Below are 13,970 nucleotides of genomic sequence, written 5' to 3' on the forward strand. Positions count from 1 at the left end.
CGGATCCGCCGCGCCCAGGGCCGCACCCTCGCCGACGTCGCCCGCTCCGCCAAGATCTCGATGCCGTACCTGTCGGAGCTGGAACGCGGCCGCAAGGAGGCGTCGTCGGAGGTGCTGGCCGCCGTCTGCGAGGCCCTCCGGGTGGAGCAGGCCGACGTCCTCACCGAGATCGGCCGGACCATGACCCTGGCCAGGCACGCCGCCGAGCGCCGGGCCGCCTCGATCGCCCTGCGCCGCCCGGCGGGCTCCGGCGACGTGTACTGCCTGGCCGCCTAGGAGACCAGCAGCTCCCGCCGGCTGGTGATCACGGCGTCCGCGAGACCGTAGGCGACGGCCTCGCGGGCGTCCAGGGTGAGGTTCCGGTCGGTGTCCTCCCGGATCTTCGCGGCGGGATGGCCGGTGTGCCGGCTGAGGATCTCCTCCATCTCGGCCCGCACCCGCGCCACCTCCTTGGCCTGCACGGCCAGGTCGGGCAGGGTGCCGCGGGCCTGGCTCGACGGCTGGTGCAGCATCACCTTCGCGTGCTGCAGCACCGACCGTTTGCCGGGCGCTCCGGCGGCGAGCAGCACGGCCGCCGCCGACGACGCCTGACCCATCACGAAGGTCGCGACGTCGGGCCGGACGAACTGCATCGTGTCGTAGATCGCGGTCAGCGCGCTGAACGAGCCGCCGGGCGAGTTGATGTACAGCCCGATCTCCAGTTCGGGGCTTTCGGACTCCAGATGCAGGAGCTGCGCCATCACCACGTTGGCGACGCCGTCGTCGATCTCGGTGCCGAGGAAGACGATGCGGTCCGACAGCAGCCGCGAGTAGATGTCGAAGGCGCGTTCGCCGCTGGGGGTCTTCTCGACGACGGTGGGGATCGTGTACTGGCTCATGGTCACAGCCCTGCCCGGTGCCGGACGACCGACGGCCGCACGTCGTCGAGGCGTTCCACGATGTGGTCGATGATCCCGTACTCGAGGGCCTCGGGCGCGCTGAACCAGCGGTCGCGCAGCCCGTCCCGTTCGACGGTCTCGGGGCTCTGGCCGGTCTGCTCGGCGGTCAGCCTGGTCAGCAGGGTGCCGATCCGCTGGAGCTGGCCGGCGTAGATCTCCACGTCGGCGGCCGTTCCGCCGAATCCGGCGGAGCCCTGGTGCATGAGGATCTGGGCGTTCGGCAGGCTGTACCGCTTGCCGGGGGTGCCGGAGCTGAGCAGGAACTGGCCCATGCTCCCGGCCAGTCCCAGCGCCAGCGTGCTGACGTCGTTGGGAATGAGGTTCATGGTGTCGTAAATGGCGAGGCCCGCGCTCACCGAACCACCGGGTGAATTGATGTAGAGGCTGATGTCGCTGTCGGGATCCTCGGCCGACAGCAGCAGGAGCTGCGCGCAGAGCCGGTTGGCGATCCGGTCCTCGACCTCGGCGCCGAGCACGATGATGCGCTGGTGGAGCAGGCGCGCGGCGAGCTGGTCGTCCAGCATTCCGAGGGCGCCGGCGTTCTCCGCCGTCATGGTCATGGCTTCTCCTTCGCGTCTCGGGCGGCGCCCTGGGAGGGGCGCCGCTTTCGACGATAAGGAGGGCTGAAGCCAAGTCCCGCCTTTCTCTGCCGCAGGCAGAGAAAGGGTTCTAACGGCCGGTGAGCTGGCTCACGAGGGTGACGAAGTCGAAGTCCGCCTCCGCGAGCAGGTCCATGGCCTTCTGCGGGGGCAGCAGCCCGATCCTGGTCGGCTTGCCGACCAGGCCCACGCTCGACAGTCCTTCACCGCTGGACAGCAGCGACGTCGGCGAGGCGTGGCCGTTCACCCGGTAGAGCCGCCAGGCGTTCCCGGCGGGGGCCGTCGCCACCAGCAGGTCGGGACGGCGCCAGGCGATGAACGCCCACCGGCCGTTGCACCTGGCCTGGACGATCGGGAACTTCTCGTACTTCTCCAGCTCCGTCGCGACCCGGGCCGCGATCGGCAGCGGGTTGGAGAACGACCCCGACACGTGCCACATCCGGTCCTCGAAATCGAGGTCCAGCCCGTCCGCGTAGAGCTCGTCCTGGAGTCGGGCGATCGGGTTCTCGCCCTCGGTGACCTGCTCTGCGTCCATGGTTCCCCTCAAATTCGCGCCGCTTACTCTGGGCTGTATATCAGGTGCGGACGAATTCCCGGGTACCGCCCTGTCAGGTCCGGACGCGCAGCGACCGCAGCCCGCCGAAGGTCATCGACTCCCGCCACTCCGGCTCTTCGGCGATCTTGATGGTGGGGAAGCGGGCGAACAGCCGGGGGAGCGCCTCGGACGCCTCGAGCCTGGCGAGGGCCGCGCCGATGCAGAAGTGGGCTCCGCCGCCGAAGCCCAGATGTCCCGGCCCCTTTCTGGTCAGGTCGAGCCGGTCGGGGTCGGCGAACCGTTCCGGGTCGCGGTTGGCCTCCGCGACCCGCAGGAACACCGCCTGCCCTGGCAGCACCTCCCGGCCGCCGACGCTCTGCCGTCGCAGGGCCGTCCTGCCGATCAGCCTGACCGGGCTGTGGAACCTGATCAGCTCTTCGATCGCCGCCGCCGGGTCGGCGGTCAGTGCCGGGAGCTGGGCGGGGTCCTTCATCAGCGCGTAGGCTCCGTTGCCGATCAGGTTGGCGGTGGTCTCGTGTCCGGCGGCCAGCAGCAGCACACAGGTCGAGGTGATCTCCTCGAGGGACAGCTCGCCGGTCAGCAGCCCGCTGATGAAGTCGGCGCCCGGCTCCTGCTCGCGGCGGCCGATCAGCGGGGCGAGGAACATCATGATCTCGAAGGTGGCGGCGGCGGCCGCGCCGAGGTCGTCGGCGGAGGCGTCCAGTTCCAGCAGTTTCACGAGGTGGGGCGTCTGCTCGCGGAACAGCTCCGCGCCGGCCGCTCCGACGTCGAGCAGCTCGGAGATCACGGCCAGCGGCACCAGATAGCCGAAGTCGGCGAGCAGGTCGCCTTCGTCCTCGAACCGGTCGAGCGCCGCCTCGATGACCGAGACCACCCGGGGCCGCAGGCTCTCGATCGCCCGGGGGGTGAACGCGGGGCTGAGGAAGCGGCGCAGGACGGTGTGGTCCGGCGGGTCCATGAACAGCAGATTGCCCAGGGGCAGCGCCGCGAACTGCGGCGGCGCGGTCGGGTTGTTGCGGGGGTCGCTGCTCCAGCCGTCGCCCCGCAGGATCTGCGACGCCTCGTCGAAGGAGGTCACATCGAAGATCCCGAACTCCTCGTTCCACCTCACTTGTTCCTCCAGTACTCGGCCTCGAGCTCGCCCATCGGGGTGGCGGGCGGCCCGCCGCAGTCCCATTCCCGGCGGATCGCCTCCCAGGGGCCGCTGGCGCGCAGCGCGCCGAGGACGGCCGTCATCCCGATGTCGATGCGGGTCAGGAACAGGTAGTCGGCGGGCATGGTCATCTTCGCCAGGACGTCCTTGAACTTCCCGTTGAGCTGGAACTCCTCCACGACCACCCGTCCGGCGTACTCCGGGGTGTAGGCGAACGGCTGGGGCCCGATGAGCGCGTGCAGCCCGGACTGGAACCAGGCGAGCAGCCGTTCGGGGTCCGGGGCGTTGCCGCGTTCGGCGAAGCCGCCCTCGATGAACAGCTCGACGATCCCCTCGGCGTCGTGGTCGACGGCGCAGGTGACGACGCCGACCACCCACTTGATCTGCTCGGGGGTGAACCGGCGGACGCAGCCGAAGTCGAGGAAGGTGACGGTTCCGTCCTCGTGGAACAGGTAGTTGCCGGGGTGCGGGTCGGCGTTGAACCAGCCGGTCCGGCGCAGCGTGCCGAGGGTGAACCGGGAGATCGCCTCGCCCCACGCCTGGCGCAGCTCGTCAGGGGCCTCCAGGGCCTCCTTCCAGCGCAGGCCGTGCACGAACTCCTGGGTGAGGACCTGGCGCGACGTCAGCTCGGGCACCACCTCGGGGATCCGGATGAACGGATGGCCCCGGTAGTGGCCGGCGAAGTCCTGCTGGTTGCGCGCTTCGGCGAGATAGTCGATCTCCTCGCCGATCCGGGCGCCCAGCTCACCGGCGAGGGCATGGGCGTCGATCGAGGCGGACCCCGGCATCGCGGCCCGCATGATCCGCAGGAATGTCGCGAGGAGCTGGGTGTTGGCCAGATCGGCGCGGATCGCCTGGTCGACGCCCGGGTACTGGACCTTGACGGCGACCTCGCGGCCGTCGTGCAGGGTCGCGTGGTGCACCTGGCCGATCGAGGCGGCGGCCAGCGGTTCGGGGCTGAAGGTCGCGAACAGCTCCGACGGCGGCGCGCCCAGCTCGTCCTCGACGACGGCCGCCGCCACCTCGGGCGGCATCGGCGGGGCACTGTCCTGCAGCCGGGCGAGCGCCTGCTGGTAGATCCCCTGGTACTGCTGGTCGACGATGCCGCCGAGGCTCACGAACGACAGGATCTGCCCCGCCTTCATGAGCACGCCCCGTGAGTTGCCGAGCGAGGCCGCGTACCGTTCGGCCGCCCGCGCGTGGAACTCCTCGTCGCGGGGCTTGCGGCGCAGGGCCGCGACCACCGCCTCCCCGGCCGTGCGTCCGGCGAGCCCCACCAGCGGGGCGGTCCTGGAGACTCTGCCCTTGCGCATCTCGGTCATGATCACACGTCCCTGAAAGTGGACACTTAGACGCCCTAAGTGTTTACTTAGCTGCGTGACAGAGTCAAGCCCGATCGGCACCAGAGATCGCATCCTCGACGCGGCGATGCGGCTGTTCGGCGAGAAGGGGTTCCGGGGGACGAGCGTCACCCAGATCGAGGTCGCGGCCGGGCTCACCCCGGGCGCGGGCGGGATCTACCACCACTTCAAGTCCAAGGACGCGCTGCTCGCGGCCGGGCTGGAACGCCACCTCGACCGGCTGCGCGCCCTCTCCGACCTCCGCTCGATGTTCGCCGGCCTGGGCGATCCGCGTGCCGAGCTCACCGTCATCGGCCGCTATGTGCTGGCGGAGCTGGAGTCGGAGCACGAACTGCTCCGGGTGATGATGCTGGAGTCCCGCAACCCGCTCGTCGAGGAAGCGCTGTGCGGGCTGGTCGAGTCGACCGGCGCCGAGTTCGCCGACTGGCTGGCGTCGCTGACCGACCTGCCCCGCGAGCGTGTCGGCGAGATCGCGACGGTGGGGCTCAGTGCACTGGTCGCCCGGCAGATCCTGCCCGGCCGGGCGGTCCCCGCGGACGTCCATGTCGCGCTCTGGGTCGAGATGATGCTGAGCGTCCTACGGCCGTAGGCCGCGTTGTGAGGGTCGCCACTCTTCCCGGCGAAATAGTTGCTTAGGGCAACTAGTTATCTATGGTTGCTTCAGGCAATCATTTTGGGGAGGGTGCAGTGGGGGTCGTCCAGACGGAACGCCCGGCCGCGGTGGCGGGGGAGATGACGCACCGCGAGGTGCTGGAGGCGCTGGCAGGGCTGCTGCTGGGGCTGTTCGTGGCGATCCTGTCGTCCACGGTGGTGGCCAACGCGCTGCCGACGATCATCGCGGAGCTGCACGCCAGCCAGATCACCTACACCTGGGTGATCACCGCGGCGCTGCTCGCGACGACGGTCTCGACCCCGGTCTGGGGCAAGCTCGCCGACCTCGTCAGCAAGAAGACCCTCGTCCAGATCAGCCTGGTCGTCTACATGCTCGGCTCACTCGTGGCCGGACTCGCCCAGGACTCCGCGATGCTGATCTTCGCCCGGGTCGTCCAGGGGATCGGCGCGGGCGGGCTCACCGCGCTCACCCAGGTGATCATCGCCACGATGATCGCGCCCCGCGACCGGGGCCGCTACTCCGGCTACATCGGCGCGACGTTCGCGCTGGCCACCATCGGCGGACCGCTGATCGGCGGGGCCATCGTCGACACGTCCTGGCTGGGCTGGCGCTGGTGCTTCCTGGTCGGCGCGCCGTTCGCGGCCGCCGCGCTCGTCGTGCTGCAGAAGACCCTGCACCTGCCGGTCAACCGCAGGAAGGTCAAGGTCGACGTCGCCGGGGCCACCCTGATCACCGCGTCGGTGTCGCTGCTGCTGATCTGGGTGTCGTTCGCCGGCGACCAGTTCGCGTGGCTGTCCTGGCAGACCTGGGCGATGGTCGGCGGCGCGCTCGTGCTCGGGACGGCCTTCCTGCTGGCCGAACGCCGGGCCGCAGAGCCCATCGTCCCGCTGCACCTGCTCCGGCTCCGGACCGTCAGCCTGTCGGTGCTGGCCAGCATGATGGTCGGGATCGCGATGTTCGGCTCGACGACCTTCCTCAGCCAGTACTTCCAGCTCGCCCGCGGCGACTCCCCGACCATGGCCGGCGTGCTGACCCTGCCGATGATCCTCGGGCTCGCCGTCGCGTCCACGGCCGCCGGCCGGCGGATCACCGCCACCGGCCGCTGGAGGAAGATCCTCGTGGCGGGCGCCGAGGAGTCCGCCGACGGCCTCGCCCTGCTGGCCACCATGCGCGCCGACACCCCGTACTGGCAGCTCGCCCTGTACATGGTGCCGCTCGGCGCCGGGCTCGGCATGACCATGCAGAACCTGGTGCTCGCCGTGCAGAACCAGGTCGCGATGGCGGAGCTCGGCGCGGCCAGCGCCCTGGTCGCGTTCGGGCGGACCCTCGGCGGCGCCGTGGGCGTCTCGGCGCTCGGAGCCGTCCTCGCCCACCGGTTCACCGACTACCTGGCCGACGGGCTCGCCGCGCTGGGGATCACGCCGTCCGGCGGCGGGCACGACGCCCTGCCGAAGGTCTCGACGCTGCCGCAGCCCGTCAGGGGCGTGTTCGAGGAGTCGTTCGGCCACTCCATCGCCGAGGTCTTCCTGATCGCCTCGATCCCGGCGGCGATCGCGCTGGTGGCGATCCTGTTCGTCCGCGAAGTGCCGCTGCGGCGCAGCAACGACGAGGCGGTCACCCCGTCCTGACACCCTGGGGCGGTAGCGTTCGGGGAACAGGAGGAGCAACGTGCAGACACCCGAGACCAGCGCCGGCCCCGAGCTGATCGCCGAGTTCGAACGGGAGCTCGTCGTGCTGCTGCGGCGGGGCCGCGCGGTCTCCGCCGAGATGGCCAGGGCCGTCCACCCCGAGCTGGACCTGCACGCCTACGGGCTGCTGGCCCGGCTGCGCGAGGCAGGTCCGCTGCGGCCCAGCGATCTGGCCGCCCACTTCGGGATCGGCAAGGCGACGGCCGGCCGGCAGCTCGCCGAACTGGAACGGCTCGGCATGGTCAGGCGCGAGCCCGACCCCGAGGACGGCAGGGCCCATCTGCTCGACCTCACCGACGACGGCCGCGAGCGGCTGGAACGCGTGCGCGCGGCCCGCCAGCTCAGCCTCCGCGAAGACCTCAGCACCTGGCCGGAGGAGGAGGTGCGGACGTTCGTCACGCTGCTCTCCCGATTCAACTCCCGGAATGCGAGTCGTGTTCGTCATTCTGGGAGGAATACTTACATATAACCCAAAATTACCGCGGGAAATGGCGCAGTCAGGGGTGCCGCCGTTAAGGTCGTCAAGGTGCAGCCTGACCCCCCGGTGTGCGCGAGCGAGGAGTTGGCCTTCGTCCGCACCAATACGCGTTTGAGTGCCGTGCCCTATCTGCCCGAGATTCGACTTCATCAGGCGGATGATCCGTATGGTCTGTGGGAACGGACCGAGGACACCGGCCTGCCCTTCTGGGCGTTCGCCTGGACCGGCGGGCTCGCGCTGGCACGGCATGTGCTCGACCGGCCCGAGATCGTCAGAGGGCGTACGGTGCTCGATCTGGCCAGCGGCTCAGGGCTCGTCGCGATCGCGGCGGCGCTGGCGGGCGCGGCCGACGTCACGGCCTCCGAGGTGGATCCTTATGCGGCCGCCGCGGTCGCCGCCAATTCCGAGGCCAACGGGGTCACCGTCCGGGCGATCTGCTCGGATCTGCTCGATTCCCCGCTTTTCGCTACCGATTCCGGGGGATTCGACGTCGTCCTCGCCGGTGACGTCTTCTACGACAAGGTGATGGCCCGCCGGATCGGGCCGTTCCTCGACCGGGCCGCCGCCACAGGCGCCCTCGTGCTGGTCGGCGACCCCGGACGGCAGTACCTGCCGCGGGCGTCTTATCACGCTTTGGCCAGGTACGATGTGCCGGTCAGTCAGGCCCTGGAGGACTCCAGGGTCAAGCGGACCACCGTCTGGCAGGTCCCGGCGAGACGTCCGGTTCCGGGAACGACAGCGGTGGGATAGTGACGGCACGTGCAACGCGGCGGAGGGGCGCCGCCGTCCTAGAGGACGGGAGGCGCTGATGGCCGAGGAGGAAGCGTTCCGGCGGTTCGTCGCCGAACGCTCCGCCGGGCTGCTCAGGCTCGCCTATCTGCTCACCGCCGACCGGGCCGGCGCCGAAGATCTGGTGCAGAACGCGCTGGTCAAGGCCTACCTTCGGTGGAAGCGGATCGAGACCAATCCGGAGGCGTACGTGCGCAGGGTGCTGGTGACGGTGGCGGCCGACGAACGTCGCCGCGCCCACTACCGGCACGAGACCGCCGTGGACGTCCTGCCCGAGATCGGCGACTCCGCCGACCCGTACGCGGGCGTGGACGGCAACGTGCGGCTGCGGTCGGCGCTCGCCTCCCTGCCCGCCAAGCAGCGGGCGGCCGTGGTGCTGCGCCACTGGGTCGGGCTCGAAGTCGCCGAGGTGGCCGAGCTGCTCGGCTGCACGGCGGTGACGGTCCGCAGCCAGACGATGCGCGGGCTGGAGAAACTGCGGGAGGCCTACGGTGTCCCCGTGGAGGGGGACGCACGTGGATGACAAGGAGCTTCTCGGCCTGCTGGCCGGGGAGGCGCCGGAACCGCGCACCGACCTGGCGGAGGCGGTGGTGCGGTCGGGCCGCAGGGTCCGCACGCGCCGCCGGATGGCGGTGCTCGGCGGCTCGGCGGCGTTCGTCGCGGTCGTCGGGTTTCTGGCGCCGGGGATCGTCAACGGGACGTCCGGTTCCGACGCGCAGCCCGCGAACTTCTCCGCGGCGGAGAAGGCCCCCGTGGTCGAGGACCACGCTTTGCTGAACGACCAGGCGAACGACCAAAGGTTGGAAGGGGCGACCGGAGAGGCCACTTCTGGGTCTTCCGCCAAGGCTCCCAATGCCGGTGCGATGCTGTCCAAGACTCGTCCGGACCTGGACCTGTATGTGGCCGTCCTCGAGACGATCCCGGGGGACCTGATGATCGCCGACGGGACGGAACATGGCCTCAGCCCGGAGTTCCGGCGGCTGCTGACTGAACGCCTGCCGGGGCGTAAGTTCACCTTCCCGTCCCACGCGGAGAAGAAGGCGTTGACGGATGCCGTCAACCCGACGGTCACGTTGGGTGAGGTCAAAGTGGACGGGACGAGCGCCGAGGTCTGGGTGGCCAGGGGCGATCGGCCGCTCGCGCCCGTCCGGCTGACCAAGCGTGACGGCCGCTGGACGGTCGACCCCTAGGAGCGCTCCACCCAGGTGACGGTGTGGGCCTCGGTCGGGTCGGGCAGCTCCCATTTGGCGGCCAGCCGGTCGATCACCGCTTCGGGCACGGGCGCGGGGCGGGCGCGGTTCCCCTGCTTCAGCAGCCGGGGCGGCGCCTCCAGGGAAACGAGGTCGACGCGTCCCCGGTAGTCGGCGACCAGCCCGGTGCAGTGTTCGCGGAGCTGCCGGGAGGTGTTGGTGGCGTTCCAGACGAACGAGCGCCCGGCCCGCAGATGCTCGCGAGCCCGGTTGAACGCTTCGGCGATCACCGGCCGCTGGTCGGCGGTCGGTTTGACGCGCAGTTCGGCGCGGATCCGGTCGAGCCCGACCACCGGCAGGTCGGGGCGGTGGGCGCGGATCCAGGTGTCCTTGCCGGAGCCGGGCAGGCCCGACAGGACGGTCGCGGTGAGCCGGGTGTCGTCGTAGGCGGCGTACTCGGGGTCGCGTCCCGGGGTGCGGAAGTACCAGAAGCGGGCGTGGTCGGACGGGAACGCGCGGGGTTCGCTCAGGCAGCGCTGCTCGGCGCAGTACTCCTCGTACAGTGCGATGTTGTCGAGGACTTCGGCGGTGTCGCCGCAGATCCGGCCGAGGATGTCGGCCTTGGCGAGCAGCACCAGGTCGTCGTTGCGGGCCAGCAGCGACACCCGGAACGCGATCTGCTGCAGGTCGGGCCGTTCCAGCGCCCAGAACGGCACCTGGTGGTGGCGGACCAGCGCCGCGACGTGCTCCCGCCACGCGATCGGGGTCTCCGCCTCCCACAGGATCCGGCGGATCATCAGATCGCCTTTGCGGGAGTGGCCGTGCGCGGTGATCCGGCCGTCGGTGTGCTGGGTGCAGACGGGTTTGGCGATGTCGTGCATGAGCACGGTCGTGAACAGCCTGACCCGTTCGTCGCGCGGTCTGGAGCGCCATTCGGGCAGCGCGGCGAGCGCCTCGCACGCCATCCGGGTGTGGGTCTCGACGTCGCCTTCGGCGTGGTGTTCGGCGTCCTGTTCGATCCCGGTCATGGCGCGGACCCAGCCGAACGCGTCGCGGATCTCCGGCCAGGGCACGTCCCAGTGGGGCGGTGCGGGGCAGAGTTCGTCAAAGATGCTCATACATCACCCCGGGGTCGGCGAGCCCGTTCGGCTCGATCGGACGGTCCTGCCAGTGCGTCCCGGAGTCGAGGATCTCGGTGAGGAAACTCGCCCGCACCCATTTGAGCCGGTCGACGGTCACCCCGCCTTCTTCGACCTTCACATACAGCCCTTCGGCCGGCTCGGACGAGTACAGCGAGGTCCCGAGCAGCCCCGTCAGCTCTTCAAGCCGCCCCAACACCCCCTCGAACAGCACCGGCACGGAGACGACGGGCACCCCGTCCAGCAGCTCCCGCCGAGCCGCCGTGGACAGGAAAACACCGTCCACCTGGTCGTACACATCGAACTCGCAGAAGTAGTGAGGCAGCGCGTCGTACCGGACGGTGTGCCGCGCGTACAGCCACTCCCCGTACATCACATACCGCTCGCCCAGCACAGGCCAGAGCCGATGCCGCACAGCCGAAGCCCACGCTTTGAGCGGCGCGAACTGCCGCTCCCGAGGCCCCCCGGTCAGATAGTGCCCCCGCGACTGCAGCCGCAGCTCCCCACCCCGCCCGAAGCTGATCCCACAGTTCGCCCCGTCCAACTTCTCCTCAACGACCACAAACCGCCCCGCAACCTCCCGAAACGGCACAGCCCCCAAATCCTCATCCCCCGGCTGAAGCCGCGACCCCCACACATGCCGCGTCCGCGGATACTTGACCAACATGCAGCCCTTTGTACCCACACACCTTCTTGCCGTCGACTGATTTACCCCACCCGGGCGCGCGCCTCCATCAACGCGAACCCCAGGAGATTCAGTCCGTCCCACTCCGTCGGCCGCCCGGCGCGCTCATCGGTCGCCCCGAGCCCGATTCCCCAGATCCGGTCCAGCGGACTGGCCTCCACGAGCACCCGCTGCCCGGTCGCCAGCAGGTGGCCGCGCAGGTCGGCGTCGTTCTTGAACTTGGCCACGCTGCCGCTGACCACGATCTCGAACCGCTCGGCGTCCCAGATCGCCTGGTCGAACGGAGCCACCTGACGTCCGAGCTCTTTCGCCTGCCGGGGATGGCCGGCGGCCAGCACCGCCGCCTCGGTCGCCGAGTCTCCGAACAGCCGGGCCTTCGCCGCCATCATGTAGTGCTCGGCGCTGGCGTACCGTACGCCGTTCTCCGTGAAGTCCCGCTGAAACCACTGGCTGAACACGTGGTTCCCGCTCGCCGTCGGTTCGTGCCCCCAGAAGTACAGGTACTTCAACGCGATCCCGGCGGCCTCCAGCCGCACCACGTCCGCCACACTCCGCGCCTCCATCCCCGCACCTTACGCCCGGCCTCGACGCCCGGACTTGCCTTACTGTGTAAAGGTGGGGGGTTGGGGGGTGTAGAGGTAGGCGAGGAAGTGGAGGAGGAGGGTTTCGCGGGTGGTGGGGGGGAGGGCGTTGAGGAGGGTGTTGACGGGGGCCATTTCGGGGGTTTCGGAGGGGGAGAGGCCGGTGGCGGTGACGAGGGAGGCGAAGTCGGCTTCGGTGAGGGTGGTGAGGTCGAGGGTGGACAAGGCAGTGATGAGGTCGTCGGGGACGGCGGGCGGGCCGGAGGCGCGGGCGGCGGCTGTGGCGGTGGCCAGGGCCTTGGTCATTTCGTCGATGCGGAGGTCGCTGACGCTGGTCATCGTGAAGTGGAGGTTGGCGGGGCTGGTGTCGAAGGAGAGCTGGGTCTGGAAGAACCAGCCGAGCTTGCGGGCCTCGTCGGCGATGGTGAAGACGTTGAGGGAAGGGTCGTCGGAGGCGATCGCCACGAGAGGGGAGTCGGGGGAGCCCAGGACGCGCAGGCCGGGGATGTCGGCGACGGCCTCGATCAGCCGGTCGGTGGCGTGCATCGGCTCCTCGGCGAGCCGCCGGTAGTCGTCGGCGCCGATCGCCTGGAAGGTCGCCCAGGCGGCGGCCAGCGGCCCGGCGCTGCGGCTGCTCTGGACGGTCGCGTTGAGGATCGGGTAGCCCGGCCAGTTCGCGGACGCGAAGTAGGCGGCCCGGCGCAGCCGTTCGTCGGCGAACAGCACCACCGAGGCGCCCTTCGGCGCGTATCCGTACTTGTGGAGGTCGCAGCTGATCGAGGTGACGCCCGGCACCGACAGATCGAACGGCGCGACGTCCCGTCCGGTCTGGCGGAGCCACGGCAGCACCCAGCCGCCGACGCAGGCGTCGACATGGCAGAGCACACCGGCGTCCGCGGCGACGGCGGCGATCGCGGCGACCGGGTCGGCCACCCCGTGCGGATAGGACGGTGCGGACGCCACCACCAGCACCGTCCGCGGGGTGATGGCGGCGGCGAGCTCGGCCGGGTCGGCGCGGTAGGTCTGCTGGTCCGCGGGGACGGCGACCAGTTCGACCCCGAGGTAGTGGGCGGCCTTGTGGAAGGCCGGGTGCACGGTCGTCGGCGCGACGATCTGCGGCGTCCCCTCGACGGGCCGGCTGTCGCGGGCCGCCTTCACCGCCAGCATGATCGATTCGGTGCCGCCGCTGGTGAAGATCCCCCGGGTGGTGGAGTCGCCGCCGAGCAGGTCGGCGACCGCGCCGACCATCGCCCGTTCGAGCGCCACGATGCTGGGGAACGCGGTGGGGTCGAGGCAGTTGACCTCCATCATCGCCAGGTGTGCCTGGGCGGCCGCGTCGTGGATCTCGTGCCGTCCGGTGTCGTAGACGTAGGCGGTGACGCTGCCGCCGCGCACCGGCACGTCGGCGGTGCGGAGCCGGTCGAGCTCGGCGAGGAGTTCGGCGGTGGGGCGGGGGCGTTCAGGAAGTGACATGGTCTTCCTTCCGGGGCTGGTGGGCGGCGGCGAGCCGCCGGTAGGAGAGCAGGAACGGGACGCTGAGCAGGAGCAGCAGCGCGGGCAGGACGGTCGCGCCGACCGTCAGCCAGGTGAGGGCGGAGCCGGGCTGCGCGACGGGGGAGTCGAAGTCGGCCGACCGGAACGCTCCGGCGGCCAGGACCAGCGCGAAGATCCCGGGTCCGAGGGCGAGCGCGCCGGTCTCGGCGGCGGTCCAGAGCCCGGTGAACGCGCCGGGCTGGGCCTGGCCGGTCCGGCCGGCGTCGGCGTGGACGGTCTCGGGCAGCAGCGACAGCGGCAGGAGCTGGAGCGCGGCGTAGCAGATGCCGATCACGGCGTCGAGCAGGAGCGTCGCGGCGACGGATCCGGCGCTCGCGGCCGGGTGGAGCGCGGTCGCCGCGATGGCGAACACCACGACGGCGGCCAGATAGCAGGGCACCGGTCCGAACCGTCGCGAAAGCCGCATCCACAGGGGGACGGCGACGGCGCTCGGCGCGACGATGCACACGAACATCGCGGTGGTCAGCTTGTAGTCGTCGAGCCGGTAGGTGGCGATGTAGGGGGCGGCGGCGAGCATGACGGCCGTCGCGAGGCTCTGCAGCACGAACGCGCCGAGCAGCGCGAAGAACGGCCGGTTGCCGCGTGCGGCCTTCAACGCCGCGCCGAGCCCGAGCGGCCGGGGCCCGGGCCGTGACGGGATCCACCG

Annotated in this window: 17 protein-coding genes; 7 read left to right on the forward strand and 10 right to left on the reverse strand. The window is 70.6% G+C overall.

Features of this window, described 5'->3' with window-relative positions:
• Positions 1-276, forward strand: a 276-nt coding sequence (locus ACYVE7_RS16670) for a helix-turn-helix domain-containing protein (protein ID WP_460365619.1), incomplete at its 5' end; no start/stop codon positions are given.
• Here ACYVE7_RS16670 and ACYVE7_RS16675 read toward each other — a convergent pair.
• The 5 genes from ACYVE7_RS16675 to ACYVE7_RS16695 all read right to left on the reverse strand — a co-directional run bounded on the left by ACYVE7_RS16675 (position 273) and on the right by ACYVE7_RS16695 (position 4,568).
• A complete protein-coding gene (locus tag ACYVE7_RS16675; protein WP_460365620.1) occupies positions 273-878 on the reverse strand; it encodes a ClpP family protease in 606 nt (201 codons plus the stop codon). The genes ACYVE7_RS16670 and ACYVE7_RS16675 overlap by 4 nt on opposite strands.
• Positions 879-880: 2 nt before the next feature.
• On the reverse strand, positions 881-1,498 hold the full coding sequence (locus tag ACYVE7_RS16680) for an ATP-dependent Clp protease proteolytic subunit (protein ID WP_460365621.1): 618 nt from the start codon (positions 1,496-1,498) through the stop codon (positions 881-883).
• 109 nt (positions 1,499-1,607) lie between these two features.
• Positions 1,608-2,072, reverse strand: a complete 465-nt coding sequence (locus tag ACYVE7_RS16685; RefSeq protein ID WP_460365622.1) for a hypothetical protein — start codon at positions 2,070-2,072, stop codon at positions 1,608-1,610.
• Between the two features lie 73 nt (positions 2,073-2,145).
• Entirely contained in the window at positions 2,146-3,204 is a 1,059-nt protein-coding gene (locus ACYVE7_RS16690; RefSeq protein ID WP_460365623.1) for a cytochrome P450, read from the reverse strand.
• Positions 3,201-4,568 (reverse strand): ABC1 kinase family protein, encoded by a 1,368-nt coding sequence (locus ACYVE7_RS16695; protein ID WP_460365624.1) that lies wholly within the window; start codon positions 4,566-4,568, stop codon positions 3,201-3,203. Before ACYVE7_RS16695 ends, ACYVE7_RS16690 begins: the two co-directional genes overlap by 4 nt.
• A gap of 55 nt (positions 4,569-4,623) precedes the next feature.
• On the opposite strand from ACYVE7_RS16695, the gene ACYVE7_RS16700 reads away from it, so the two are divergent.
• The 6 genes from ACYVE7_RS16700 (at position 4,624) to ACYVE7_RS16725 (ending at position 9,365) form a co-directional block, all read left to right on the forward strand.
• Positions 4,624-5,196 (forward strand): TetR/AcrR family transcriptional regulator, encoded by a 573-nt coding sequence (locus ACYVE7_RS16700; protein ID WP_460365625.1) that lies wholly within the window; start codon positions 4,624-4,626, stop codon positions 5,194-5,196.
• Positions 5,197-5,294: 98 nt separating this feature from the next.
• Positions 5,295-6,848: an MDR family MFS transporter gene (locus tag ACYVE7_RS16705; RefSeq protein ID WP_460365626.1), complete on the forward strand. Its 1,554-nt coding sequence runs from the start codon at positions 5,295-5,297 to the stop codon at positions 6,846-6,848.
• A 40-nt stretch (positions 6,849-6,888) separates the two neighbouring features.
• Positions 6,889-7,377, forward strand: coding sequence for a MarR family winged helix-turn-helix transcriptional regulator (locus ACYVE7_RS16710; RefSeq protein WP_460365627.1), 489 nt, complete (start codon positions 6,889-6,891; stop codon positions 7,375-7,377).
• Positions 7,378-7,506: 129 nt separating this feature from the next.
• The gene (locus ACYVE7_RS16715; protein WP_460365636.1) at positions 7,507-8,136 is read left to right on the forward strand and encodes a class I SAM-dependent methyltransferase; all 630 of its coding nucleotides are present in this window, start codon (positions 7,507-7,509) and stop codon (positions 8,134-8,136) included.
• Between the two features lie 58 nt (positions 8,137-8,194).
• Entirely contained in the window at positions 8,195-8,698 is a 504-nt protein-coding gene (locus tag ACYVE7_RS16720) for a SigE family RNA polymerase sigma factor (protein WP_460365628.1), read from the forward strand.
• Positions 8,691-9,365, forward strand: coding sequence for a hypothetical protein (locus ACYVE7_RS16725; protein WP_460365629.1), 675 nt, complete (start codon positions 8,691-8,693; stop codon positions 9,363-9,365). Before ACYVE7_RS16720 ends, ACYVE7_RS16725 begins: the two co-directional genes overlap by 8 nt.
• Here the strand turns inward: ACYVE7_RS16725 and ACYVE7_RS16730 are convergent.
• The 5 genes from ACYVE7_RS16730 to ACYVE7_RS16750 all read right to left on the reverse strand — a co-directional run.
• On the reverse strand, positions 9,362-10,483 hold the full coding sequence (locus tag ACYVE7_RS16730; protein WP_460365630.1) for an AAA family ATPase: 1,122 nt from the start codon (positions 10,481-10,483) through the stop codon (positions 9,362-9,364). The two genes, ACYVE7_RS16725 and ACYVE7_RS16730, sit on opposite strands and share 4 nt — an antisense overlap.
• Positions 10,470-11,171 carry an RNA ligase family protein gene (locus ACYVE7_RS16735; protein ID WP_460365631.1) on the reverse strand — a complete coding sequence of 234 codons (702 nt, stop codon included), beginning with the start codon at positions 11,169-11,171 and terminating at the stop codon, positions 10,470-10,472. Before ACYVE7_RS16735 ends, ACYVE7_RS16730 begins: the two co-directional genes overlap by 14 nt.
• A gap of 41 nt (positions 11,172-11,212) precedes the next feature.
• A complete protein-coding gene (locus tag ACYVE7_RS16740) occupies positions 11,213-11,752 on the reverse strand; it encodes an NADAR family protein (protein ID WP_460365633.1) in 540 nt (179 codons plus the stop codon).
• Between the two features lie 39 nt (positions 11,753-11,791).
• Entirely contained in the window at positions 11,792-13,243 is a 1,452-nt protein-coding gene (locus tag ACYVE7_RS16745; RefSeq protein ID WP_460365634.1) for a pyridoxal phosphate-dependent decarboxylase family protein, read from the reverse strand.
• Positions 13,230-13,970: MFS transporter (locus ACYVE7_RS16750; protein WP_460365635.1), on the reverse strand; the 741-nt coding region annotated here is incomplete at its 5' end. The genes ACYVE7_RS16745 and ACYVE7_RS16750, both read right to left, overlap by 14 nt.

This window comes from Actinocorallia lasiicapitis (assembly GCF_054778695.1).

What these genes read in the sequence shown, in the direction of transcription:
- ACYVE7_RS16675 (WP_460365620.1), bottom strand. Translation starts at nt 878, where the DNA reads ATGAGCCAGTACACGATCCCCACCGTCGTCGAGAAGACCCCCAGCGGC.
- ACYVE7_RS16680 (WP_460365621.1), bottom strand. Translation starts at nt 1,498, where the DNA reads ATGACCATGACGGCGGAGAACGCCGGCGCCCTCGGAATGCTGGACGAC.
- ACYVE7_RS16685 (WP_460365622.1), bottom strand. Translation starts at nt 2,072, where the DNA reads ATGGACGCAGAGCAGGTCACCGAGGGCGAGAACCCGATCGCCCGACTC.
- ACYVE7_RS16695 (WP_460365624.1), bottom strand. Translation starts at nt 4,568, where the DNA reads ATGACCGAGATGCGCAAGGGCAGAGTCTCCAGGACCGCCCCGCTGGTG.
- ACYVE7_RS16720 (WP_460365628.1), top strand. Translation starts at nt 8,195, where the DNA reads ATGGCCGAGGAGGAAGCGTTCCGGCGGTTCGTCGCCGAACGCTCCGCC.
- ACYVE7_RS16730 (WP_460365630.1), bottom strand. Translation starts at nt 10,483, where the DNA reads ATGAGCATCTTTGACGAACTCTGCCCCGCACCGCCCCACTGGGACGTG.
- ACYVE7_RS16735 (WP_460365631.1), bottom strand. Translation starts at nt 11,171, where the DNA reads ATGTTGGTCAAGTATCCGCGGACGCGGCATGTGTGGGGGTCGCGGCTT.
- ACYVE7_RS16740 (WP_460365633.1), bottom strand. Translation starts at nt 11,752, where the DNA reads ATGGAGGCGCGGAGTGTGGCGGACGTGGTGCGGCTGGAGGCCGCCGGG.
- ACYVE7_RS16745 (WP_460365634.1), bottom strand. Translation starts at nt 13,243, where the DNA reads ATGTCACTTCCTGAACGCCCCCGCCCCACCGCCGAACTCCTCGCCGAG.